Source organism: Sphingopyxis terrae subsp. terrae NBRC 15098 (genome assembly GCF_001610975.1).
Taxonomy (GTDB): Bacteria; Pseudomonadota; Alphaproteobacteria; order Sphingomonadales; family Sphingomonadaceae; genus Sphingopyxis; species Sphingopyxis terrae_A.
Window position 1 is genome coordinate 2,388,746 of record NZ_CP013342.1, and the last position, 23,703, is coordinate 2,412,448.

The window sequence follows — 23,703 nt, forward strand, 5'->3', positions numbered from 1 at the left end:
ATGACAGCCTTTCTCGATTTCGAAAAACAGGTCGCCGCGCTCGATCGCCAGATTGCCGAATTGCGTGAAATGGGGGACGATCCGTCGCTCAATATCGATGGCGATATTGCCCGGCTGGAGGACAAGTCCTCGAAGATGCTGCGCGATATCTATGCCAAGCTGACGCCCTGGCAAAAGACGCAGGTCGCGCGCCACCCCGACCGGCCGCATTTCAAACATTATGTCGCGGGCCTGTTCGACGACTGGATGCCGCTCGCCGGCGATCGCAATTTCGGCGACGATCAGGCGATCCTGGGCGGCCTCGCCCGCTTTCGCGGTCGGCGCGTGATGGTGATCGGGCATGAGAAGGGCGACGACATTCCGTCGCGCATGAAGCATAATTTCGGCATGGCGAAGCCCGAAGGCTATCGCAAGGCGATCCGCCTGATGCAGCTTGCCGATCGTTTCGGTTTGCCGGTGGTGACGCTAGTCGACACGTCGGGGGCCTTTCCCGGTATCCAGGCCGAAGAGCGCGGCCAGGCGGAAGCGATCGCGCGGTCGACCGAACAATGCCTTGCGCTCGGCGTTCCGATGGTTGCAGCAATCGTCGGCGAGGGCGGCTCGGGCGGCGCCATAGCGCTTGCGGCCGCCAACCGCGTGTTGATGTTCGAACATGCCGTCTATTCGGTGATCTCGCCCGAAGGCTGCGCGTCGATCCTGTGGCGCACCGCCGACAAGGCGCCCGATGCGGCAACCGCGATGAAGATGTCGGCGCAGGATCTGCTGGGACTGAAGGTCATCGATCGTATCGTGACAGAGCCCGTCGGCGGCGCGCACCGGGCGCCCGAAGTCGCCATCCAGTCGCTCGGCGATGCGCTCGCGCAGGAACTCGACGGCTTGCAGGGCCAGTCGCGTGAGCGGCTGCGCACCGACCGCGAAGATAAGTTCCTTGCGATGGGGCGCGCCTGAACGGAACCGCCCGCGCCTGCTTCGCGTTCGACTCCCGACCGGCGGGCGTCCCATGACCGCTTGCCTTGATCCCGCGACGGGATAAGCCGGCGAGAACGAACCAAAGGGAGGCAAATCGATGACGAAACGGATCACGGCGCGGCTGGCGATGCTGCTGGCGGCAACGGCGCTGGTCGGTGGCGGGGTGGCCGAAGCACAGCTCAAGGTAATCCGCACTGCGACCAGCATTTCGCCGGCCGAGCGCAAGCAGGGCGATGAGGCGCATCCGCAGCTGCTCGCCGAATTCGGCGGTGCCTATGCCGGGCCGCAGGCCGCCTATGTGAACCGCATCGGTCAGAATATCGCCGTGCAGTCGGGCCTGTCGCGCAGCCCGAGCGACTTCACCGTGACGCTGCTCAATTCGCCGGTGAACAACGCCTTCGCGATCCCCGGTGGCTATGTTTACGTCACGCGCCAGTTGATGGCGCTGATGAACGACGAGGCCGAACTCGCCGGCGTGCTCGGCCACGAAGTCGGCCATGTCGCTGCGCAGCATAGCAAGAAGCGCCAGTCGGCGGCGACGCGCAACACCATCCTCGGCGTCCTCGCGTCGGTGCTCGGCGGCGCGATCGGCGACAATGGCGGGCTGCTCGGCGGGCTCGGCGGCCTGTTGCAGAATAATGCGATGCAGGTGGCGCAGCTTGCGACGCTGGGCTTTTCGCGCTCGCAGGAACTCGAGGCCGATCAACTCGGCGTCCAATATCTGAAGCGCGCCGGCTATGATCCGATGGCGCTGTCAACGATGCTGGCGAGCCTTGCGAACCAGACCAACCTCGAGGCGCGACTGTCGGGCGGCGACGCGCGATCATTGCCCGAATGGGCGAGCACCCATCCCGATCCGGCGTCGCGCGTGCGCAATGCGCAAACGCTCGCCTCGCGGGTCGGCACCGGCGGCGTGCGCAACGCCGACGCTTTCCTCGCGTCGGTTGATGGCGTGCTCTATGGCGACGACCCGGCGCAGGGCGTGGTCGAGGGCAGGGACTTTCTGCATCCCGACCTGCGTCTGCGCTTCACCGTGCCGAACGGCTTTGCAATGCAGAACAGCACCAGCGCGGTGTCGATCAGCGGCAATGGCGGGCAGGCACAATTTTCGACCGCGGCGTATAGCGGCGACATGACCGCCTATATTGCCAATGTGTTCAAGGCGGTTGCGGGCGATGCCAAAATCACGCCCGGCACCGTTCAGCGCACGACGGTGAACGGCATCCCCGCCTATTTTTCGTCGGCGCGCGCCAATAGCCAGTCGGGGCAGGTCGATGTGACCGTCTTTGCCTATGAATTTGCGCCCAACAGTGCTTTTCACTTCGTGACCTTGGCAAAGGCCGGCGGATCGGGCGTCTTCAACCCGATGTTCGGCAGCGTCCGGCGGCTGACTGCAAGCGAGGCCGCCGCGATCCGGCCGCGACGTGTCGATGTGGTGACGGTGAAGAGCGGCGACAGCGTCGCGGCGCTGGCGAAGCGCATGGCCTACAGCAATTATCAATCGGAGCGGTTCCAGGTGCTCAACCGCCTGTCGGCCACGAGCCGGCTCGCTCCGGGGCAAAGGGTAAAGCTGGTCGTCTACGCCAATCGCTGACGATCCGACGCAAAAAGGGCGGTGGCTTGGCCACCGCCCTTTCCTGTTTGATCTCCATCGCCGAAGCGGTGGATGTCGGCTCGATTAGGTGCCGGCGTTCTTCAGACCGCTGTCGACCTTTTCGAACGTGCCCTTGACGCTCGTGCCGACGTTGCCCATCACGGTGATGCCCGCGACGGCGATGAGAGCGGCGATCAGGCCGTATTCGATGGCGGTCGCAGCCTGATTGTTGCGAACGAGCTTCTTGAAGAATTTCATGTCTGGTCTCCTGACAAGTCACTTACCCTGTTGACGGTCTGGTCGTGGTCAACGGAGCAAGATTAGGATCAATTGGTTTTGAATTTCTTAATGCCGACGCGCCGAAATGCTGTTTCCGGAGTCCCGTTTCAGCACATCAGGCTCCATCCATCGCTGCGACGGATTTTTCCGACACGTTGGTCCACATCGCGTTGGTCGATTTGCCGACGGCGGTGATGGTGACGATCGCGGCCAGAAAGATCAGCGCAAGGATAAGGCCATATTCTACGGCTGTGGCGGCCCTGGTCGACCGCAGCAGCCCATGAAACTTGTTCATTGTTCCGCCCCTGACTGAAGTTATAGTTCCCGAGGATCGGGAAAGTGTCACAGGAAGGTTAACAATTTGGCCGCATCGCAGGGCGGAAATACCGCGTCCGACAGCCTTGTGGTGGTCGCCGCGGCGCTGGTGGATCGCGACGGACGCTTGCTGGTTCAGCAGCGCCCCGAAGGCACGTCGATGGCGGGGCTGTGGGAGTTTCCAGGCGGCAAGCGCGAGGTCGGCGAAACCCCCGAGCAGGCGCTTGTACGCGAACTTGCGGAGGAACTGGCGATCGACGTCGATCATAGCTGCCTCGCGCCCGCTTGCTTTGCGAGCGACATGCTCGGCGATCGGCATCTCCTGCTTCTGCTCTATGTCTGCCGCAAATGGCGCGGTACCCCGGTGGCGCAGCATGCGACCGCGCTGCGCTGGGTGCGGCCGGTCGAGCTTTACGCGCTCGATATGCCGCCCGCCGACAAGCCGCTTATCGGCCTCCTCGAAGCGCTGATCTAGCGGCTGTAGGAGCGGCCGGGCGCCGGTGGTTCGCCGTTCGCCGGTTCGTCCCATGCGACGAAGGCGATATCGTCGATCCGCACCGGCTTTCCATCGACTTGCAGCAGCGGACGCAGGGGCAGTTCCTCGTCACCGGGCGCAAGGTCGACGTCGAAGCGGAAATCGGTCCAAGCGCCGCCGGTCAGCGCGGCCGTGCCGATCGGCTGCCGCGGTGCGCTTTCGATCGCCTTGGTCATGCCGCTGCCCTTCGGTTGCAACTGGACGAACGCCGCGAGCGTCGCGGCGCTAGCGCTGCGCGCGCGGCCGACCAGCGTGTAGCGGCGCGCATTCCCGTTGCGGAAGAATGTCGTCGGCGCAACGGTGGCCGATGACGCCGCCGCGTCGGGACGCAGCGCGAGCGCATGCCCGCCGCCAAAGCCGCCGGCGACGAAATCGACGCTGCCATTCTCGCTTGCCCAACTCCGGTCGGTCGCATCGTCGTACCGCGCTGCCTCGAAATCGCCGCGCAGGATCAGGTCGCGGCCGGTCATCGCGCCGGTGGCGGCGGCGCATGGGGCGGCCGGGTCGAGCGCATAGCGGTAGGCGATGACCCCGGAAATCGACGTCGCGGCGCATTCGCGCGGCGGCGCGGGCTGCCGCTGCGGGTTGATTACGCCATGTCCGCCGGACAGGGCGATCCGCGTACCGCGCTCCGCCGACAGGTCGATAATGCGGTGAAGCGCCGCCTGGCGGATCGCGCCCGTCGCCGGAACGGGACGATAGTCGAGGAGCTGGATCGGCAGAATTTCGGCGCGAAACAAGGTGCCGCCGTCCATCCAGACTTTCAGCGCATAGGTCGCCTGCGTTTCGGGGAAATATTGGTCGAAGACGAAATTGCCGAGCGAATAGGCGATCAGCCGCCCCTTATAGAGTTCGAGCCCGTGCGACACATGCGGGTGATGCGACACGACCAGCACCGCGCCCTTGTCGATCGCCAGCTTCATCCGCCGCTCGCTGATATCGGTGGGGCGGTCGCTATATTCGCTGCTGCCGTGGTACTGGACGATGGGCATGCGCCCGGCTGCGACTTCGCGGGTGACGGCGGTCTCGATATTCTCGTCGCTGCCGAACGTGGCCCCGCCCTTGGCGCTTTCGGCGACCTGATTGGGTTCGACGCGTCCCTTCCAGCCGACGAAACCGAGCATCGCATAGGGCTGTCCACCAACCTCGATGCGGGCAGCCTTCAGTGCTTCCGATTCGTTCCGGCCGGCACCCGACCAGGGGAGTTTCGCCTTGTCGAGCGCCGCCAGTGTCGAGGCAAGGCCCGGTTCAACATAGTCGTAAACATGATTGTTGCCGAGCGTGACATAATCGATCCCGGCATCTGCGAGCACCTGCGCCGCATCGCGGTGGGTGTAGAAGACCACCGTCTTATCGGGTGCGTCGCCCAGATCCTCGGCCGCGAGCACCGTTTCAAGATTGACCGAGGCGAGGTCGGCGCCCGCGAAATAACGACGCATCGGTGCGAGCAGCCGCGCCATGTCGGCGGCGCGGGTCGCCGGATGGATCAATGTGCGTTCGCCCCAGATCGGCTTTTCATAGCGGCGCGCCATCATGACATCGCCGCCGAAGAAGAATTCGACGCGGCCCGGCGCGCGCGCCACGACTTCGAGCTGCGGCAGCACGCGCTTGCCGTCCTTCGTGCCCAGTTCGGCGGCGGCGAAGGCGAAATCGGCGTCGAAGACCGCCGGACCGCGCAGGCTGATCCGGTAATCGGCGGCGTCGGGCAGCGATGCCGTAAGGCTGCCATCGCGCGCAATCGGCACCGGCTGGCCATTGATGCGCGCTTCTATCGCCTGGACATCGACCGTGCCTCCGACGACCGCGACCGTTCCGTCGATGCCGCGGATCGACGCGGGCGCTTCGGCGGCTGCGGCGAGAGGTGCGGTGAGCGGCACGCCCGCGGCGAGCGCGGCGGCGGCGCCCAAATGTCCCCAGAAACGCATCGGTCGCGCCATCACAAATCCTTATTTGGCGAAGAGTTGGTCGAGATCGGCAAAGGCCTTGAACTCGAGGGCATTGCCCGCCGGATCATGGAAGAACATCGTCGACTGTTCGCCCGGCTGGCCGGGAAAGCGCGTGTGCGGTTCGATGACGAAGCGGACGCCCTGATCCTGGAGCCGCGCCGCGAGCGCGCGCCATTCGTCGGGCGGCAGGACGACGCCGAAATGCGGGACCGGCACATCATGGCCGTCGACCGGATTATGGCCCGCCACCGCATCGCGCTGCGCGACCCGGTGCGCGACGATCTGGTGCCCATAGAGGTTGAAGTCGATCCAGTCGCTGTCGCTGCGCCCCTCGGGGCAACCGAGGACGGTGCCATAGAAATGCCGCGCCGCGTCGAGATCATCGACGGGAAAGGCAAAATGAAAGGGCGTAAGCTGAGCCATATCACTCATCCTTCAAATTTTTCGCCAGAAAGGCGAGGACGTCGCTTTCCGTCGCCGACTTGGCTGCGGCATTGGCGGCAACCGACTGACGCGATTCGGTGGGGGTGTCATAGCCGTGCGTCGCGCCCTTGAAACTGGTCAGCGTGATGTCGCCGCCCTTGTCGCGGCTGCGCGCGACCAGCTTTTCGCAGGAAGCGGGCGACACCTCCTCGTCGGCGGTGCCGATGAAGACGCGCACCGGCGCGTAGGGGCGATAGCCCTGCTTGTCGAAACGGCGCTTGAGCCCGCAGCCGGGGTAAAGCGCGATGCCGACGCGAAAGCCGATCCTGCGCATGTCGCCCGGCTTGTCGTCGGCCATGGCGGCGAGCGTCGCGCTCGCGCCGTTCGACCAGCCGAGGAGCGCGACGCGCGTACCCGCCACATCGGCGCGCTGCTGAAGATAGCGCAGGGCGCCATAGGCGTGGAGGGGGCGGTAGGTTACCTCGTTCACTTCGGCGGGGCGATCCTTGTAGGTGCCGGCCCGGAAGCCCGTCGGATAACCGAGCGCGCCGAAGTCATCGACCATCAGCGCCACATAGCCGCTACGCGCGAGCAGGCGCCCCCATGCCCGATGCCGCGATGCGAGGGTCGCCGCATCATATTTCCCCTTGGCAAGCGACGAATAGGCGCCGGCGCGTCCGTGCATCATCACGACGGCGGGCGATTGCGCGGGGGCATTGTCCGCCTTGAAGACATAGCCCTTAATCATCGTCTTGCCGTCGCGGCTGGGGAATTCGACCGCTTCGACCGACACGCGCTGCGCAGCCGCGGGAACGGCGAGGGTCATGCTGGCTGCAAGCGCCGCGAGCGGGATGAAACGCATCATCGTCATTTCCTTTCGAGCGTGATCGTTCGCGCGACGCCGTCGCGGCGCGGGTCGGCGGCGCCATCGAAGCGGCCATCCCGGATCATGACGCCGTGGAGTCCCGAATCCTCACCCGATCCGGCACGGACTTCGACGCCGCGCCGCGCCATTTCGGCGCGCATTGCGGGCGGAAAGCGGCTTTCCTCACCCGCGAAGGTTGCGCCGCGCGCGACCAGATTGGGGAGCGCGACCGCCTTTTGCAGGGGCAGCCCCCAATCGATTACGCCGACCAGCGCCTTCGATACATAGGCAAGGATCGCGTTGCCGCCCGGCGACCCGATCGCGCCGGCAAGGCTGCGGTCGCGGTGCAATATCACGAGCGGGGTCATCGAAGACCGCGGCCGCTTGCCCGGCGCGATGGCATTGGGACCAGTGGGGACGAACGAAAAGTCGGTCATCTGGTTGTTCAGGAAAAAGCCGTCGACCATGCGCCCCGACCCGAAATAGCTTTCGACCGTGGTGGTCATCGACACCGCATTGCCGTCGCCGTCGATGATCACGAAGTGCGAGGTGCCCGGAACTTCATCGGTGGCGTCCGCCGCCGCGACGATTGCACCGGGCGGGGTTCCGGCAGACGGCGGCGGCCCGGCCCGGTCCTTGATGAGCGCGGCGCGGGCAGCGACATAGGCGGGATCGAGCAGCCCCTTGACCGGGACGTTCGGCACATCGCCGACATAGGCGTCGCGGTCGGCATACATCAGCCGGCTCGCTTCGGCATATTCGACCCAGGCGACCGCGTCGTCGGGGCCGCGCGCCGCGATATCGCTATGTTCGATCATCGCCATAAGCTGCAGCAAGCCCACCCCGCTCGACGGCGGCGGCGGCGCGCAGAGCAGATAGACGCGATAGCCATTGCACAGCGCCTGCCGGACCACGGGGCGATAGCCGGCAAGATCGGCTGCGGTCATGCTGCCCGGCAAGGCGCCTTCGTGCAGACGCGCGACAATGCGCGCGGCAGTAGCGCCGCGATAGAGGGCGTCGGCGCCCTCGGCGGCAAGGCGCTGGACGAAGGCGGCATAGGCGGGATTGCGCAGCGTGTCGCCGGCGCGAACCTTGCCGCCATGTCCGTCGCTGAAATACCGCACCACATCGGGCGCGCTCGCCTGCGGATAGGGGCCATGAACGAAGCGTTCGAGGCGAGCGGTGACGGTGAAGCCTTCGCGTGCCGTCCGCTCGGCACTGCCGAAGAGGTCGCGCCAAGCCAGTTTTCCGCGGTCGTGCTGCGCCATTGCCAGCATCGCCACCGCGCCCGGCACCCCCGTCGCGCGGCCGCTGAGCACCGCGGTCCGGAAGGGCAGCGGTTTGCCGTCCGCATCGAGGAACATGTCCGAGGTCGCACCGGCGGGTGCGGTTTCGCGCCCGTCATAGACGGTGACGCCGCGCGTGGCGGCGTCATAATAGACCATGAAGGCCCCGCCACCGAGCCCCGAGCTTTGCGGTTCGACCAGCCCGAGCATCGCCTGGACTGCGACGGCTGCGTCGACGGCGTTGCCGCCGCGACGCAGCACGTCGAGTCCCGCTTCGACCGCGAGTGGATGCGCGGCCGCGACGAACGCCTGTTCGTCGGCGGAAGAGGGAGCGGGCGGTGGAGCGACCGTTTGCGGCGGCGCGACCGGCGCGCAGGCCGCGAGCAGGCCGGCGGCGAGCAGGATCAGGCGGCGGCGCATCATGGTTCCACCGCCAACGCGCCGGGGCGCCGCGGATCGGCGGCGCCGAGGAACAGGCCCTTGTCGATCATGATCGATTGTTCGCTGCCCATTGTCTCATCGCTGGTGATCGGATGGCCCATCGCCTTCAGCGCGGCGACGGTGTCCGGGTTGAAATTGGGTTCGACGCGCAGCGTGTCGCTCGCACCCTGATAGATGCGCGGTTGGTGCGTCGCTTCGGCGATGTTCATGCCATGATCGATGACGTTGACGAGAACCTGCACGACCGAGGTGATGATCGTGCTGCCGCCGGGGGTTCCGGTGACGATCCACGGCTTGCCGTCCTTCATCACGATCGTCGGCATCTGCGTCGACAACATTCGCTTGCCCGGCTCCATCGCGTTGAGCGGTGGCGGTGTGCCGGTTCGCTGTGCCTCCCAGGCCTGTTCGTGGCTGAAATTGTTCATCTCGTTGTTGAGGAGGATGCCCGTTCCCGCGATCATTACCCCCGATCCGAAGTCCGAACCGAGCGTGAAGGTCGTCGAGACGACATTGCCGTCCTTGTCGGCGACCGAGAAATGCGTCGTCGAGGGGCTTTCGTAGCGGAGCGGGTCGCCGAAAGGCATGGCGTCGATCGGCTTGGCGCGCGCAGGGTCGATCAGTTTCGCGCGCTCGGCGGCATAGGCTTTCGAAATGAAACCGCCGACCGGCGCGGTGACGAAGGCGGGATCGCCCAGCGCGCGGTAGCGGTCAACATAGCCGAGCTTCATCGCCTCGGCCATCACATGCAGCGACGCCGCCGAATTGGCGCCCATCGCCTTGATGTCGAAATGTTCGAGCTGGTTGAGGATATTGAGCAGCGTTGCCCCGCCCGCGCTCGACGGCGGCGCGGTGTAGATGGTGTAACCGCGGTAGCTGCCGACCAGCGGGGCGCGCTCCTGCGGGCGATAGGCGGCGAGGTCGTCGAGCGTGATAAGCCCGCCATGCGCCTTCATGTCGGCGGCGATCCGGCGCGCGACTTCGCCCTTGTAAAAGCCGTCGGCGCCATGCTGCGCGATCTCGCCCAGCGTCCAGGCGAGGTCGGGGCGCTTCATAACCTCGTCCTTTTGATACAGACTGCCGTCGGGCTTGTAGAAGGCGGCCTTGCCCGCCGCGCTCTTCGACAGCCGCTCCTTGCCCCAGCTGAAAACGAAAGCCTCGTCGGCGCTCAGCCGCACGCCGTCGGCGGCCAGCGCGATGGCGGGAGCGACAATCTTGTCCCACGACAGCTTGCCCCATTTGCGATGGGCATAGTCGAAACCCGCGACCGTTCCCGGCACCGCGGGCGCCAGATAGCCGTAGCTGGCGACCGCGCGCTCCTTGCCGCGATTGTCGACGAACATGGCGGGGGTCGCGGCGCGTGGGGCGACCGAGCGGAAATCGATCACGCGCACCTCGCCCGAGGCGGCGTCGTAGACGCTCATATAGCCGTCGCCGCCGATATTGCCCGCGCGCGGCAGCGTAACCGACAGGGCGAAGCCGACCGCGATCGCGGCATCGACGGCATTGCCGCCTTCGCGCAGGATCTTCGCGCCGACCTCGCTGGCGATGGCGTTCTGGCTGACCACCATGCCGCGCGTCCCCATCGTCGGCGAATGGATCGACGGATATTCGAGGAGGTGGCGGCTCTGCGCGACGAGCGGCGCCGGAAGCGTCAGCGTCAGCGCGAGCGAAGCGGCGATCAGGCGGCGGAAGATCATCGGCGGACCCTTTTCTTATTCTCTGACGGCCGGTCGGGAAGACGGCGCGGGAGGGGGAGCCCCCACGCCGCCTGTTCCGGCGACCCGGCGGCGGTCAGAAACGCTTGCTGATCGAAGCGTAGAACTGACGGCCGCGGTTGCTGTACAAATCGCCGATATAGCCGAAGCTCTGATCGGCGAGCGGCGCGAGCTCGTTGAACAGGTTGCGCACCCCGATGCGGAAGCGCGTATCCTTGAGCGGGCCCTTCTCGGCCTCATATTGCACATAAACGCTGTGCGACATGTAATCCTTGACGCGGAACAGCGTCCCGTCGGCCAGCGCCGCCGAGGTGTCGTTCACCGGGCCGACATAGCTGCCGTACCAGCCCGCGCCCCAGCCCTTGTAGCGCCAGGTCAGGCTGGCCGATCCGCGCCACTTCGGACGGCCATTCTGTTCGACGAGGCTTTCGGCGCCCGAGATGATGATTGTCGGATCAATGTCGCCCGACGTCTGGGCATCGAGCAGCATCTGCTGCATGTCGCCCGGCACCTGATAGAATTCGAGCAGGCGCGCCGCGTTGACGCGCAGGCTGATGTCTCCGATGCCGGTGTTGCGCACCTGATAATAGAGGCCGAAGTCGATACCGCGGACGCGGCGCGGGCTGAGGTTGGTGTAATTGTCGATCACCTGGATCACGTCGCCGACTGGCGCGATGCCGGTGCCGTCGAAGTCGTCGACATCGGCGGGGGTCGGGTCGGCCCGCTGAACATTGGGGTTCGACGAACCCTGCAAACGGAGCAAATAGTCGAGGATGAGTGCATTGGAGTCGCCAAACAGGCCGATCACTTGCTTTTGCCGGATTTCCCAATAGTCGGTGGTCAGCGTCAAACGACCCGCCGCGCCGAAATTCATCTGGAAAGTTCCGCCGACCGACAGGTTTTGAGCCGTTTCGGGTTTCAGCTCCTTGCTGCCCGACCGGTTGCTGACGATGCCCTGTGCCTGACCGCACTCGTCGAAATTGGCGATGCGCGCCGCGCGCAGGTCTGCCTCGCAGCGGATCCAGTCGGTGCGCGTGTTTGACCGCTGGATACCATTTTCGAACAATTGCGGCAGGTTCGGCGCGCGGAAGCTTTCGGACCAGCTGCCGCGCAGCTGGAAGTTGCGCACCGGATACCAGGACAAGGCGATCTTCGGCTTCGCAACCGATCCGAAGCCCTGATAGGATTCGGCGCGGCCCGCAAGTTGCAGGTCGAGTGCATGGACCAGCGGCACATTCATCTCGGGCGAGACCAGCGGCACCGCAAATTCGAGAAAGGCCGACAGCACATCGCGCGACCCGCTGCTGTCGGGGGTCGGGCTCGCGCCCATCGCGTCGCTGCCGTTCGACGAGCCGTCGGGCGCGACATAGAAGATCGTGCCGTCGAGCCGGTCGTCGCGATCGTCCGCAAAGGTTTCGTGACGGAATTCGACGCCGGTCGCCATCCCGACCCGGCCGCCCGGCAGTTCGAACAGGTCGTTCTTGCTGAGCTTGAAGTCGGCGAGGTAAAGCTCGGTCGTGCTGATGCGGCCGATATCGACCATGAAGCTGTCGATCACCTCCTGCGGATTGGGCGAGGAATCGAGCGTGCCGGGATTGAGCGGATCGCCGCCGTTGAACGGGTTATAGGCGGTCGCATCGGTACGGCTCAGCGCTTCTTCGAACAGCGTCATCGAAATCGTGTGCATGCTGTCCTTGGTCCGGGCGCGCGAGTAAAGCGCCGCGGTGTCGAAATCGAAGCCGAGCAGCTTGCCGCGCAGTCCGCCGAGGAAGCGGGTGGTGTCGTTCTTGACGTTGACGATCGTCGGGCCAGCATCGACGGGGCGATAGTCGATCAGTTCGATCGGCACCCCGGCATCGGACACGCCGGTCAGACCCGGAATCCGGTTCGGGCTGCCGACCGGACCGAAGGGGTTCCAATAGCCGTTGGCGGGGATGATGAGCCGCTGGCTCGACAGGTTGGTTTCGGTATCGCGGTAGGCGCGATAATCCGAATGATACCAGCCTGCCTCGGCGTAGAATTCCAGCCCCGAATCAAATTCATGATTCAGGAAGCCGAACAGGTTGAAGCGATTGTTGCGTCCCAGGATCGTGCGCAGATAGTTGGTGTCGTACCGCAGATTTTCGTCGCTCGAGACGGTCGAGAGCGAGCTGTTGTCCCAGCAGGTGCCGGCATATCGGGTCGGTGCGATGCAGCCGTCGTTGGTGTCGGGCTGGACATGGAAGATGCCGCTGGTGGTCAGCGCGACGCCGTCGATGCGCGCCGTCGTGGTCGAGGGGGCGTAGCTGTTCGTCAGACGCTGGAATTCGCCCCAGATCGTATCGACCGATGTGTTGCGGAAATCGGTATCGCCCTCGAACGCCGTCCCGACGAGCAGCGGCCGCAGATCCGACGAGCGCGAGTTGTAGCGTTCGCGCGCATAAAGCGGGTCGCGGTGGTTGAACGACCCGAACAGCGAAATGTTGGTGCGGCCGTCGTTGAACGTGTGGCCCGCTTCGAACGACAGTTCATATTCGCGCTGGTCGCTGTCATCGGTCAGGCTATATTCGCCGGTGACGCGCAGCCCCTTGAAATTGTCCTTGAGCACGGTGTTGATGACGCCGGCAACCGCATCCGATCCATAGATGGCGGCGGCGCCGTCGAGCAGAACCTCGACGCGGCGGACCCCCGTCACCGGGATGGTGTTGGTGTTGACGCTTTGCACCGGCACCAGATTTTCGGACTGGGTGCCGGGGTGCAGCACCATGCGGCGCCCGTTGAGGAGGACGAGCGTGTTGCCCGTGCCCAGCGCGCGCAGGTTGATCGACGCGACGTCGCCGCGCGCGTCGTTGATGCCGCCGGCGTCGCGGCTTTCGTTGAAGGCGACATCGCCCGCCTGCGGAATGGCGCGGAACAGATCGTCACCGCTCGTCGCGGCAATGGCGTCGATATCCTGTTCGTTGAGCAACGTCAGCGGCAGCGCCCCGGCGACGTCGGCGCCCTTGATCTGTGATCCGGTGACGACGATCGCTTCGCCCGAATCCTGTTCGATATCCTCGGCGATTTGCGGTTCGGGTTCGGCGCGGTCCTGCGCCATGGCGGCGGTTGCACTGGCGAGCAGCGAAATGCCGCCCATCAGGCTGATGAATTTTTGACCCCTGTTCATGCTATTGGCCCTTCCCTGAGATTTGGCAGATAAGCGATTGTATTTTTGTATTAATCCTCTCGATCGATAAGCGCGGCGACGCGCGCGGCCGACCCGGCGGCATAGGTCCAGCCCAAGGCCCCATGTCCCGTGTTCGCGATCACCCCCGGCGCGATCGGCCGCGTGATCGGCAGCGAATCAGGGGTCATCGGCCGCAGCCCCGCCCAGCTCGATTCGATCGCGTCATAGGTCGCCGCTTCTGGCAGCGCGGCGCGGGCGCTGGCGATCAATGTGGCGAGCCGCCGCGGATCGACCGCGGCGTCGCGCCGCGCCAGGTCGGCGAGGCCGGCAATCCGCATGCGATTGCCCAGCCGGGCGAAAACGACCCGGTTCGCAGCATCGGTGATGCTGACCGTCGGCGCCGCTTCGCCCGGCGCGGCGGTGATTGAATAGCCCTTCATCGGCACGATCGGCAGGCGGACGCCGAAACTCCGCGCCAGCGCGAGCGATCCCGTGCCCGAACATAATAGGATCCGGTCGGCGGCGAACCGCCGACCGTCCCGCGCGACGATCGCGGGGCGCCGCGCGTCGGGCTCGATCGCGGCAATGTCGGTGCGGAACCAGCTCGCGCTTTGTCCATGCGCCGCCAAGGCCGCCCGTGCGCCATTGCAGAAGCGATAGGGGTCGCCCACTTCCTCGCCGCGGTCGAACACCGCGCCGGCGATGGCCGGACGAATCGCGCCGAGGGCCGGTTCGATCGCCACCGCTTGGCCGGCGTCGATCAGGCTCTGCTTCGCGCCATGTTCGGCCTTCATCGCGGCGACACGCTCGGCCGCCGCAAAGCTTTTGGCGCTGCGATAGAGGATGAGCTTGCCGGGGGCGCTGCGCGCGAATTCGATGCCGTGTCGCTGCGTCAGCTGATCGAGCGCCGCGCGCGATTCGATGGCGAGCATCATGCCGGCCAGCGTGTTGCGGCGGAACCGCCCCGCCGAGGCGTTGCGCAGAAAGGCGATACCCCAGCGCAGGAAATCGGGATCGAGCGACGGTGAGAGGCGAAAGGCCGGATCGAGTCCCATCAGCAGCCGCGGCAATTGCGCGACGGTCGACGGGCTCGCGAATGCGTCGGTATAGGCGTAGCTCAACTGCGCGCCATTGGCGAAGGAGGTGCCGAGGCCCGGGCCCTCGGCCGCGTCGACTGTCCGCCGTCAGCGCCAATGGCACAGATTTGAGGTTGTGATTTAAGGAGGATTTGGGCTTCGTCGTAGTGACGAAGGAACGAAGATGAAGCCCAAATCCTCCTTGAAAAAATCGGCGCCGAAGGCCCCAGCTGAGCGGGTGGTGAAGGACATACGGCGTGCGACGCGCCGGCACTTCTCTGCAGAGGACAAAATCAGGATCGTGCTGGAGGGGCTGCGCGGCGAAGACAGCATCGCCGAGCTGTGCCGCAAGGAAGGCATCGCCCAGAGCCTGTATTACACCTGGTCGAAGGAGTTCATGGAAGCGGGCAAGCGTCGTCTGGCCGGCGATACCGCCCGAGCTGCGACCACCGGCGAGGTGCACGATCTGCGCCGCGAAACCCGTGCCCTGAAGGAATGCGTGGCCGACCTGACGCTGGAAAACCGTCTGCTCAAAAAAAGCATGATCGCGGATGGGGGCGACGAAGAATGAGGTATCCCGCATCTGAGAAGCTCGAGATCATCAGGATCGTCGAGCAGTCGCATCTGCCCGCCAAGCGGACGCTGGACCAGCTCGGCATCCCCCGCCGGACCTTCTATCGATGGTATGACCGCTACCTCGAAGGCGGGCCGGAGGCGCTAGAGGATCGGCCATCGGCGCCGAGCCGGGTGTGGAATCGCATCGGCAACGATATCCAGCAGCAGATCGTCGAGATGGCGCTGGACGAGTCCGAGCTATCGCCCCGCGAGTTGGCTGTGCGCTTTACCGACGAGAAGCGCTACTTCGTGTCGGAATCGACGGTTTACCGGCTTCTGAAAGCCCATGACCTGATCACCAGCCCGGCCTTCATCGTGATCAAGGCGGCCGATGCGTTCCACACCAAGACGACGCGGCCGAACGAGATGTGGCAGACCGACTTCACCTACTTCAAAATCATCGGTTGGGGCTGGGTGTATCTGTCGACCGTGCTCGACGACTTCTCCCGCTATGTCATCGCCTGGAAGCTTTGCACCACCATGCGCGCCGGGGACGTCACCGACACGCTGGAACTGGCGCTTGAAGCCTCGGGCTGTTCGTCAGCCAGGGTCGTGCAAAAGCCCAGGCTGCTCAGCGATAATGGTCCGAGCTACATCGCCGAGGAGCTGGCCCAATGGATCGGTGCCAACGGTATGAGCCATGTCCGCGGCGCCCCGATGCATCCCCAGACCCAAGGCAAGATCGAGCGCTGGCACCAGACCCTCAAGAACCGGATCCTGCTGGAAAATTACTTCCTGCCCGGCGATCTGGAGACCCGGATCGAGGCCTTCATCGACCACTATAATCACCGCCGATATCACGAAAGCCTCGGCAATGTGACGCCCGCCGACACCTACTTCGGCAGGGCAGACGCCATCATCCAACAGCGCGAAAGGATCAAACGGAAGACCATCGAACACCGACGCTTGCAGCACCGCAAGCTCGCCGCTTAATATCAACCCCAGGACGAGGCCCGCGCTCCGCTAATCAACGCCGCGATCTGCGCCAAATGTTCTGACGACAGACATGCCTTGGGTCGCCAGGAATTCCTTCGACGTCAATGCGGCGGTGAAGGTCGCGTTGCCGTTGAAAGGCGAATTGTCGAGGCGGTTGTTGAGGCAGCCGAGGATGCCGGTCGGATCGCGCTGGCAGAGCTGCTTCTGGATACGCGCGCGATTGTCCTTTTCATGGAAATAGGACGCCATCAGGTCGATGGTGGTGTCGGGCGTCGGTTCCCAGCGCAGCGAGCCGCGGACCGAGTAGAGGTCGCGGTCGTCGATGCGATTGCCGAGATAGAGGTTCTTCGTATAACCGTCGCGATTCAGATAGATGCCCGCGACGCGGATCGCGGCGGTATCGCCGAGCGGGATGTTGACCATCCCTTTGCCCTTGATCGAATTATAATTGCCATATTCGCCTTCGGCCGAGGCTTCGAACGTGTCGAGCTTGGGCTTGGCGGTAATGACGTTGACCACGCCCGATGTCGCGTTGCGGCCGAACAGCGTTCCCTGCGGGCCGCGCAGCACTTCGATGCGTTCGAGGTCGAAAAATTCCGTTTCAAAAAGGCGGGTCGAAAAGAGGGGGTCGCCGTTGAGGTGGATCGCGGTCGCGCTGTCGCAGGTCGTGCCGACGCAAAGATCGCCGATGCCGCGAATCGTAAAGCTGGCGCTGGTGAAGTTCGTCTTGGTGAAGGTGACGTTCGGCAGCGTGAGCTGAAGGTCCGACGGCGTCTTGATCTGCTGCGCTTCCAGCGCTTCGGACGAAAAGGCGCTGACGGCGATCGGAACGTCTTGCAGACGTTCGGACTGGCGCTGCGCGGTGACGACGATTTCGCCATAGGGGTCGGAGCTGGAGCCGCCGCTCTGCGCATGGGCGGGCGTTGCCACCGCCATGGCCAGGACGGACGTTCCAATCAGTGCCTTGAACTTCATCTATTCCTCCCTTTTTCGACCCCGCAATCCACGGGTTCGCCCAAATTCAATTTGTGGTCAGGGGAGGGGATTCGACCGGGCACGCCAGAAGGTGCCGGGCCGCGGGGGCCAAGCGCCAGTGAGTATCCCACCTGCCAGCGGTGCTGGTCATCGTCCTCTCCCACCGGCGTCGGGGAAAACGCCGGCCTCTCCGGATTACGGTCCGCTTGAGCGAACTCTGTAATGTTTGAAAACTGCGCTGACTTTACCAAAGCGTCAAGTGGCTTGTTGGCGGGAAAATTCGAAAGGAAATTGCGGCTCTGCACAATCGGAAAAGGGTTGGATTCCGCAACGTAAAGCATCGGCGACCGAACAAAAACTTGCGCGCACGCTCTTGCTTATCGGGGCAATCGTCCCGAAATGTGCGGCAAGAAAGCAACAGTGAAAGCGGGGATATGACGAGCAGCACGACCGAAATCGGACCCGACGGCAAGGTGGTGGTTCCCGATCATGTCGCCGCCGCGGTGCGGACGCTGATCGAATGGGCGGGTGACGATCCGGCGCGCGAGGGCCTGCTCGACACGCCCAAGCGGGTCGCGCGGGCGTGGAAGGAATATTGCAGCGGCTATGGCGAGGACCCGGCGGTCCATCTGTCGCGCACCTTCGAAGAGGTCGGCGGCTATGACGAGATCGTGCTGCTGCGCGACATCCCCTTTCAGTCGCACTGCGAGCATCATATGGCGCCGATCACCGGCAAGGCGTCGATCGCCTATCTGCCGCGCGAGCGCGTGGTCGGCATTTCGAAGCTTGCGCGCGTGCTCAATGGCTATGCCCGCCGCCTGCAGGTGCAGGAGCGGCTGACCGCCGAGGTCGCCAAGTGCATCTGGGACAATCTGCACCCGCATGGCGTTGCGGTGGTGATCGACGCACAGCACGGCTGCATGACCGGCCGCGGCGTGCGCACCCCCGGCGTCGGCATGGTCACCAGCCGCGTCCTCGGCTGCTTCCTCGAAGATCAGCGCAGCCGCAAGGAAGTGCTCAGCCTGATGGGCTATTGATGCGCGTCGTGATCGTCAGCGTGTTTGGGAAGACGGCCGGTTAGGACCGATTGGGGTCGTCGGCCGACCTTTCTTCCATTGTCATCCCGGCGAAGGCCGGGATCTCATCCTATCGTGGTAACGCACCGGCGAGATCCCGGCCTTCGCCGGGATGACGAGAGTGATTAGACAACGTCAGCTCCCGACCCAAAAACCATCGTCCCGTCAGCCGAGCAGCGCTTCCTCGACTTGTCCGAGTCGGTCCTTGCCGAAGAATATCTCGTCGCCGACGAAGAAGGTCGGGATACCAAAGGCGCCGCGCGCGACCGCGGCTTCGGTGTTGGCGGCGAGCTTGGCCTTGATCGCATCCTCCTGCGTGCGCGCCAGCAGCGCGGGGCCGTCGAAGCCGTTTGCGGTCAGGAAGGCAGCGGCGACCGCGGGATCATCCATCTTCAGCCCGTCTTCCCACATCGCGCGGTTCACCGCATCGATATAGTCGTCGAGCACGCCTTCGTCCTCGGCGACGACCGCGCCGCGCATGATGAGCAGCGTGTTCACCGGAAAATGCGGGTTGAGCCGGAATTTGGTGAGCCCGTGGCGCGCGATGAAGCGCCGCATCTCGAGATTTTCATACGCCATCTTCGCCGGCGCGTCGGCATATTGGATCATCGGCGCCTTGTTGCCGGTGGCCTTGAAAATGCCGCCGAGGAGGCAGGGGGTGATGATCAGATCGGCGCCTGTGCGGTCGAGCAGGTCGGGTAGTATCTTCATCGCCAGATAGGCGTTCGGACTGCCGAAATCGAAGATGAATTCGAGGGACTTTCCTGCGCTCTTGCTCACCATTTTTCTCCCCAGGGGCGAAGGTCGAGTTCGTGCGTCCACGCGCTTTTCGGCTGGCGGTGGAGCATCACATAATTGGCGGCGATGGCCTGCGGGTTGAGGATCAGATCCTGCGCCTTCGCGTTGTCGAAATCGGGATGACGCCCCTTGATGAAATCGGTGTCGATCGCGCCGTCGATCACGACATGCGCAACATGGACGCCCTGCGGCCCCAGTTCGCGCGCCATCGATTGCGCCAGCATACGCAGCGCCGCCTTGGCGCCCGAGAAGGCGGAATAGCCCGATCCGCCGCGCAGGGATGCGGTGGCGCCGGTGAAGATGATCGTGCCGCGGCCGCGCGGCGCCATGCGCTTTGCCGCCTCGCGCCCCATCAGGAAGCCGCCCAGGCACGCCATTTCCCAGACCTTGGTGTAAACGCGCAGCGTCGTCTCGGTGATCGGGAAGTTGACGTTCGCGCCGATGTTGAAGACCGCGACCTCGACCGGTCCGACCTCGGCCTCGACCCGGTCGAACAGGGCGATCATCGCCTCTTCGCTACGCGCGTCGCCGGGAAAGGCGCGGGCATCATGGCCGTCTTCGCGGATCGACTGCGCCAGCGCCTCGAGCGCATCGGCGTTACGCTCGCGGCGGTTGACGCAGGCGGTGAGGCCTTCGGCGGCAAAGGCGCGGGCAATCGCGCCGCCGGTGGCGTCGCCGGCTCCGATGATGACGGCTGCGGGGTTGGGCATGCGCGACTCTCCTCTTGCGACAGATTGTAGCTATGATAAACATAGTGACAAGAGGTTTTTGTCGGTGGGATGAGAATGCCGATGAAGAGAATGACAAGGGTATAGGGACATCATGCCCAAACGCGCTGATCTTTCGGATACATTTTGCCCGGTCGGCCGCTCGGCCGAAATCCTGGGCGACCGCGCTGTGCTGCTGATCCTGCGCGACCTGTTCTTCGGGCGCCGGCGGTTCGAGGCGATCACCGCGAACACTGGCCTCGGGCCGCAGCTCGTGTCGGCGCGGCTCAAGCTGCTGGTGCGCGAGGGTGTGGTCGAGCGTCATGTCTATCAGGATCGGCCCCTTCGCCACGAATATCGACTGACCGCGAAGGGCAAGGATCTGTTCGACGTGCTGTACGCGATGCGCAATTGGGCGGAGCGCTGGGCCTATGCGCCGGGAGAGACGGGAGGCGGACCGGCGATGCGCTATATTCACCGCGCCTGCGGCGCCGATGTCGGCACCGAGGTCGTCTGTCCGGGGTGCGGCGAAGCGCTCCATTATGGCGATTTGAAGGGCGAGCCTTCGGCGCCGCTTCAGGCCGAGCAGGCGGCGCGGAGCGGCGGTTGAAACCCCTCCCGCATACGGGAGGGGCTGAACAATTTACGCCTTTTCCAGCGTGCATTGCAGCGGGTGCTGGTTCTGCCGCGCGGCGTCCATCACCTGATTGACCTTGGTTTCGGCGACTTCGTAACTGAACACGCCGCACACTCCGACGCCCTGTTGGTGCACATGTAGCATCACCTGCGTCGCGCGTTCGATGTCCATGTTGAAAAAGCGCTGCAGCACCATCACGACGAATTCCATCGGCGTATAGTCGTCGTTGAGCAGTAGCACCTTGTACATCGAGGGCTTTTTGGGTTTCGCGCGCGTGCGCGTCGCAATGCCGACGCCGGGAGCGCCGGGCGTATCGTCATCCTTGCCCGCCATGGCGCGGACGATGTGAGGAATGGAGGCGGGAAGCATCATCATCGGGAATATCGCAAGCCGGGGCGGAATCGCAAGAGGGCGGGGATGCATTAACCCCCTTTTCGTCGCCCCCGCGAAGTCGGGAGCCTCTGGCAAGAGTGCACCAAGTCGATTGCGGCCCCCGCCTTCGCGGGGGCGACGATCAGGATAAAAACAAGAGCCGCCCGTTTCGCGAAGGAAACGAGCGGCCCTGTATGTGTCGGCGCGGGGTCGGGAGGAGGGGAGAGAGAGCCCGCGCCAACGAGGGAAGAAAAAGGCCCTTAGGCTGCCTTCATCTTCGAGCTGATGACCGACACGCGGTTCGAGATCGGCGCGAAGCTGTCGTTGGCGAGCTTCACGACCATTTCGCTGGTCTTCGAGGTCTGCGCAACGGCGGCGTCGAACGCCTTCTTGCTGTTTTCGGCATAGAGCTTGAAGAACTCGGCCGGCGACTTGACGGCGGTGTAGCCCTTCAGCGCGGCGGTGGTGTCTTCGAAGCTCTTGCGAGCGAAGGCGACGCCTTCCTGGCCGAGCGTTTCGAAGCCCTTGGCCGCGATCTTGCCCGATTCAACCATGGCTTCGATGTTCGCCTTGTTGAATTCGACAGCTTCCTCGGCGAGCTTGCTGCTCTTGCTCATGGCTTCCTTCGCCTTTTCGTTGAATTCGGCGGTCATCGCTTCGGCGCGGGTCTTGGCGTCTTCGGCGAACTTCTTGACGGTGTCGTTCATGGTCTTGAATCCTTTGGAGGCGGCGGCAACCGGCTTCGGCGCGGCCTTTGCTTTGGGGGTGATGGTCTTGGCGGCCGCCTTCTTGGGGGCGACCTTCTTGGCGGCCGGTTTTGCGGCCTTCTTTTGGACCGGCTTGGCCTTGGCCTTCACGGTCTTGGTCTTTTCGGGCGACGGAGCGGCAACCGCAGGCGCCACGGGAGTCGCAACCGGCTTGGCGGCGGTTTCCAGCGTCGCGGCTTCGAAAGCCTTTTCGGCACTATCCATCTTGGTAGCCATCGGAACAACTCCTTTATGTTGCACTGCACAATATAGGAGTGGATCGGCGATTTCAAGGGTATTTTTGTGCAGCGCACAAAAATTGTCGATGAACCGCCGCAGCTGATTGATAATCCCGCGATGTTACCGCTGTTTGACGTAGCGTCCGGGCGCGTCCTCGATCGCCTTTTTCTTGCCCTTGCCGGGCACGCGTGCGCCTTTGGCAGGCGTCCTGTCGCCGTCCTGATCGGCGATCCAGCCGATCCAGTGCGGCCACCAGCTTCCCTTGGTCTCGGTCGCGCTTGCCTCGAATTCGGCGAGCGAGGCGGCGTCATTGTCGCCGGTCCAATATTGATATTTGCCCGCCGCGGGCGGGTTGACGACGCCGGCGATGTGACCCGAACCCGCAAGCAGGAAGGTTTTTGGCCCCGACAGATGGTCCATCAGCCGCCAGACGCTGGCCAGCGGGGCGATATGATCTTCGCGTCCGGCCTGGATATAGGCGGGGGTGGTGATTTTCTTGAGGTCGATCGGGGTACCCATCACCGTCAGACTGTTCGGGATGACCATCCGGTTGTCGCGGTAGAGGTCGACAAGATATTGCCGGTGCCATTTCGCCGGCAGGTTGGTCGTGTCGCCGTTCCAGTAGAGCAGATCGAAAGGCGGATAGTCGTTGCCGAGCAGGTAATTGCTCACGACATAATTCCAGATGAGATCTCGGCCGCGCAGGCTGTTGAAGGTTGCGGCCATATAGCGGCCGTCGAGAAAGCCGCCGGCCGACAATTGCTGAAGCAGCGCCAGATAGCCGTCGTCGACGAACAGCTTGAGTTCGCCCGCCAGTTCGAAATCGACCTGCGCGGTGAAGAAGGTGACCGACCTGACCTTGTCGGCATCGCCCTGCGCCGCGAGCATTGCGAGCGTGGCGGCGAGCGTCGTCCCGGCGACGCAGTAGCCGATCGCGTGGACATGCGGCACGTCGAGCAGGTCGCGCACCGTGTCGATCGCATCGACCTGCGCCGCGATATAATCGTCCCACACGACATCCTTCATCGACGCGTCGGCCGATTTCCACGACACCATGAAGACGGTCAGCCCCTGTTCGACCGCCCAGCGCACAAAGCTTTTCGCGGGATTGAGATCGAGGATGTAGAAGCGGTTGATCCACGGCGGGAAGATGACGAGCGGGACGGTGAAGACGTCTTTCGTCGTCGGCTCATATTGGATGAGCTGATAGAGATCGGTTTCGTGGATCACCTTGCCCGGGGTCGTCGCGATGTTCACGCCGACCTCGAACGCATTCTTGTCGACATGGCTCAACTGTCCGCGCGCAAGGTCGGCGAGCATGTGCCGTAGCCCCTTGAGCAGGCTTTCGCCGCGCGTTTCGACCGCGCGCTTGATGACTTCGGGATTGGTGACGGCAAGGTTCGTCGGTGACAGCGCGTCGGCCATCGACTTTGCGGCAAATTCCATCTTGGCCCGCGCATCGGCGTCGAGCCCCTGAAGCTGGCGCGTGGTTTCGAGCAACTGGTCCGACAACAGGCCATAGGTCTGCCGGATCAGCGCAAAGGCGGGGTTTGCGGTCCAGTCGGGGTCGGCGAAGCGGCGATCCTTGGGCGCATCGGCCGCCGCGGAGGGCATGAAGGACGGCTGGATCGCGGCGAGCGACGACCAGAAATGCACGCCCTGTTCCCACATCTTCGCGCCCTGTTCGGCCCAAAGCTGGGTCGCCGGATTGTCGATCCATCTGGCGGGATCGAACAGCGGCCGCGCATCCTTTTCCTCGTCGGCCTGACCCAGCGCGAATTCGAGCATCATCTGCTGCGCGCGCGCCATCACGCTGGCCCAATGCTGCATATCGTCGGGGGACGGGAGAAAGGGATTCGGCGCCTCGGCCGCGGTGCCGTCATTCTTGTCTTTTTCGCCCGCGTCGCTCATGCCGGTTCCCGCTGGTCAGCCTCTCGTCTGATGCGTATAACAGCCGCCGACGCGGCTGGCGAGGTGCCGATCGCGTTTCGACCGACTAAACGCTTACGAAA

20 protein-coding genes and 1 pseudogene are annotated in these 23,703 nt (G+C 64.4%); 6 read left to right on the plus strand and 15 right to left on the minus strand.

What is annotated here, in order from left to right; all coding sequences use genetic code 11:
- Together AOA14_RS11465 and AOA14_RS11470 are read left to right on the plus strand one after the other, a co-directional pair.
- On the plus strand, positions 1–948 hold the full coding sequence (locus AOA14_RS11465) for an acetyl-CoA carboxylase carboxyltransferase subunit alpha (protein WP_003052803.1): 948 nt from the start codon (positions 1–3) through the stop codon (positions 946–948).
- Between the two features lie 118 nt (positions 949–1,066).
- The gene (locus AOA14_RS11470; RefSeq protein ID WP_062901904.1) at positions 1,067–2,563 is read left to right on the plus strand and encodes a M48 family metalloprotease; all 1,497 of its coding nucleotides are present in this window, start codon (positions 1,067–1,069) and stop codon (positions 2,561–2,563) included.
- 84 nt (positions 2,564–2,647) lie between these two features.
- On the opposite strand, the gene AOA14_RS11475 is transcribed toward AOA14_RS11470, so the two are convergent.
- Together AOA14_RS11475 and AOA14_RS11480 are read right to left on the minus strand one after the other, a co-directional pair.
- Positions 2,648–2,821: a Flp family type IVb pilin gene (locus AOA14_RS11475; protein WP_062901905.1), complete on the minus strand. Its 174-nt coding sequence runs from the start codon at positions 2,819–2,821 to the stop codon at positions 2,648–2,650.
- A 136-nt stretch (positions 2,822–2,957) separates the two neighbouring features.
- Positions 2,958–3,137, minus strand: a complete 180-nt coding sequence (locus AOA14_RS11480; RefSeq protein WP_062901906.1) for a Flp family type IVb pilin — start codon at positions 3,135–3,137, stop codon at positions 2,958–2,960.
- Positions 3,138–3,203: 66 nt separating this feature from the next.
- On the opposite strand from AOA14_RS11480, the gene AOA14_RS11485 reads away from it, so the two are divergent.
- Positions 3,204–3,632 carry a (deoxy)nucleoside triphosphate pyrophosphohydrolase gene (locus tag AOA14_RS11485; RefSeq protein ID WP_062901907.1) on the plus strand — a complete coding sequence of 143 codons (429 nt, stop codon included), beginning with the start codon at positions 3,204–3,206 and terminating at the stop codon, positions 3,630–3,632.
- On the opposite strand, the gene AOA14_RS11490 is transcribed toward AOA14_RS11485, so the two are convergent.
- From AOA14_RS11490 to AOA14_RS11520, 7 genes are all read right to left on the minus strand, one after another.
- Positions 3,629–5,629, minus strand: a complete 2,001-nt coding sequence (locus AOA14_RS11490; RefSeq protein WP_062901908.1) for a CapA family protein — start codon at positions 5,627–5,629, stop codon at positions 3,629–3,631. The two genes, AOA14_RS11485 and AOA14_RS11490, sit on opposite strands and share 4 nt — an antisense overlap.
- Positions 5,630–5,638: 9 nt before the next feature.
- On the minus strand, positions 5,639–6,061 hold the full coding sequence (locus AOA14_RS11495; RefSeq protein ID WP_062901909.1) for a VOC family protein: 423 nt from the start codon (positions 6,059–6,061) through the stop codon (positions 5,639–5,641).
- Between the two features lies 1 nt (position 6,062).
- Positions 6,063–6,926: a dienelactone hydrolase family protein gene (locus AOA14_RS11500; protein ID WP_062901910.1), complete on the minus strand. Its 864-nt coding sequence runs from the start codon at positions 6,924–6,926 to the stop codon at positions 6,063–6,065.
- 2 nt (positions 6,927–6,928) lie between these two features.
- A complete protein-coding gene (locus AOA14_RS11505; RefSeq protein ID WP_120694195.1) occupies positions 6,929–8,635 on the minus strand; it encodes a gamma-glutamyltransferase family protein in 1,707 nt (568 codons plus the stop codon).
- Positions 8,632–10,350, minus strand: coding sequence for a gamma-glutamyltransferase (ggt, locus tag AOA14_RS11510; RefSeq protein ID WP_062901911.1), 1,719 nt, complete (start codon positions 10,348–10,350; stop codon positions 8,632–8,634). Before ggt ends, AOA14_RS11505 begins: the two co-directional genes overlap by 4 nt.
- A gap of 94 nt (positions 10,351–10,444) precedes the next feature.
- A complete protein-coding gene (locus tag AOA14_RS11515; protein ID WP_062901912.1) occupies positions 10,445–13,513 on the minus strand; it encodes a TonB-dependent receptor domain-containing protein in 3,069 nt (1,022 codons plus the stop codon).
- A 50-nt stretch (positions 13,514–13,563) separates the two neighbouring features.
- Positions 13,564–14,634 (minus strand): FAD-dependent oxidoreductase, encoded by a 1,071-nt coding sequence (locus AOA14_RS11520; RefSeq protein ID WP_062901913.1) that lies wholly within the window; start codon positions 14,632–14,634, stop codon positions 13,564–13,566.
- 139 nt (positions 14,635–14,773) lie between these two features.
- On the opposite strand from AOA14_RS11520, the gene AOA14_RS11530 reads away from it, so the two are divergent.
- Positions 14,774–16,137, plus strand: a protein-coding gene (locus tag AOA14_RS11530; protein ID WP_409372266.1) for an IS3 family transposase whose coding sequence is annotated in 2 segments (ribosomal slippage) — positions 14,774–15,121 and positions 15,124–16,137 — 1,362 coding nt in all. Because the reading frame shifts where the segments join, the coding sequence is not laid out codon by codon here.
- A 48-nt stretch (positions 16,138–16,185) separates the two neighbouring features.
- Here the strand turns inward: AOA14_RS11530 and AOA14_RS11535 are convergent.
- Positions 16,186–17,115: pseudogene (locus AOA14_RS11535) on the minus strand (TonB-dependent receptor); the annotation flags it as partial.
- Positions 17,116–17,549: 434 nt separating this feature from the next.
- Here AOA14_RS11535 and folE point away from each other — a divergent pair.
- On the plus strand, positions 17,550–18,152 hold the full coding sequence (folE, locus tag AOA14_RS11540) for a GTP cyclohydrolase I FolE (RefSeq protein ID WP_062768919.1): 603 nt from the start codon (positions 17,550–17,552) through the stop codon (positions 18,150–18,152).
- Positions 18,153–18,356: 204 nt separating this feature from the next.
- On the opposite strand, the gene AOA14_RS11545 is transcribed toward folE, so the two are convergent.
- Together AOA14_RS11545 and AOA14_RS11550 are read right to left on the minus strand one after the other, a co-directional pair.
- Complete coding sequence (locus tag AOA14_RS11545; protein ID WP_003048921.1) at positions 18,357–18,974, minus strand: 2-hydroxychromene-2-carboxylate isomerase; 618 nt, start codon at positions 18,972–18,974, stop codon at positions 18,357–18,359.
- Positions 18,968–19,699 (minus strand): SDR family oxidoreductase, encoded by a 732-nt coding sequence (locus tag AOA14_RS11550; RefSeq protein ID WP_062901915.1) that lies wholly within the window; start codon positions 19,697–19,699, stop codon positions 18,968–18,970. The genes AOA14_RS11545 and AOA14_RS11550 overlap by 7 nt, the downstream gene beginning before the upstream one ends.
- A gap of 112 nt (positions 19,700–19,811) precedes the next feature.
- Here AOA14_RS11550 and AOA14_RS11555 point away from each other — a divergent pair, with 112 nt between their 5' ends.
- Positions 19,812–20,306, plus strand: a complete 495-nt coding sequence (locus tag AOA14_RS11555; protein ID WP_062901916.1) for a winged helix-turn-helix transcriptional regulator — start codon at positions 19,812–19,814, stop codon at positions 20,304–20,306.
- Between the two features lie 33 nt (positions 20,307–20,339).
- Here AOA14_RS11555 and clpS read toward each other — a convergent pair whose 3' ends face one another.
- The 3 genes from clpS to AOA14_RS11570 all read right to left on the minus strand — a co-directional run bounded on the left by clpS (position 20,340) and on the right by AOA14_RS11570 (position 23,602).
- The gene (gene clpS, locus AOA14_RS11560; RefSeq protein WP_051066442.1) at positions 20,340–20,705 is read right to left on the minus strand and encodes an ATP-dependent Clp protease adapter ClpS; all 366 of its coding nucleotides are present in this window, start codon (positions 20,703–20,705) and stop codon (positions 20,340–20,342) included.
- 260 nt (positions 20,706–20,965) lie between these two features.
- On the minus strand, positions 20,966–21,688 hold the full coding sequence (locus tag AOA14_RS11565) for a phasin family protein (protein WP_062901917.1): 723 nt from the start codon (positions 21,686–21,688) through the stop codon (positions 20,966–20,968).
- A gap of 123 nt (positions 21,689–21,811) precedes the next feature.
- Positions 21,812–23,602, minus strand: a complete 1,791-nt coding sequence (locus AOA14_RS11570; protein ID WP_062901918.1) for a PHA/PHB synthase family protein — start codon at positions 23,600–23,602, stop codon at positions 21,812–21,814.
- Between the last annotated feature and the right edge of the window lie 101 nt (positions 23,603–23,703).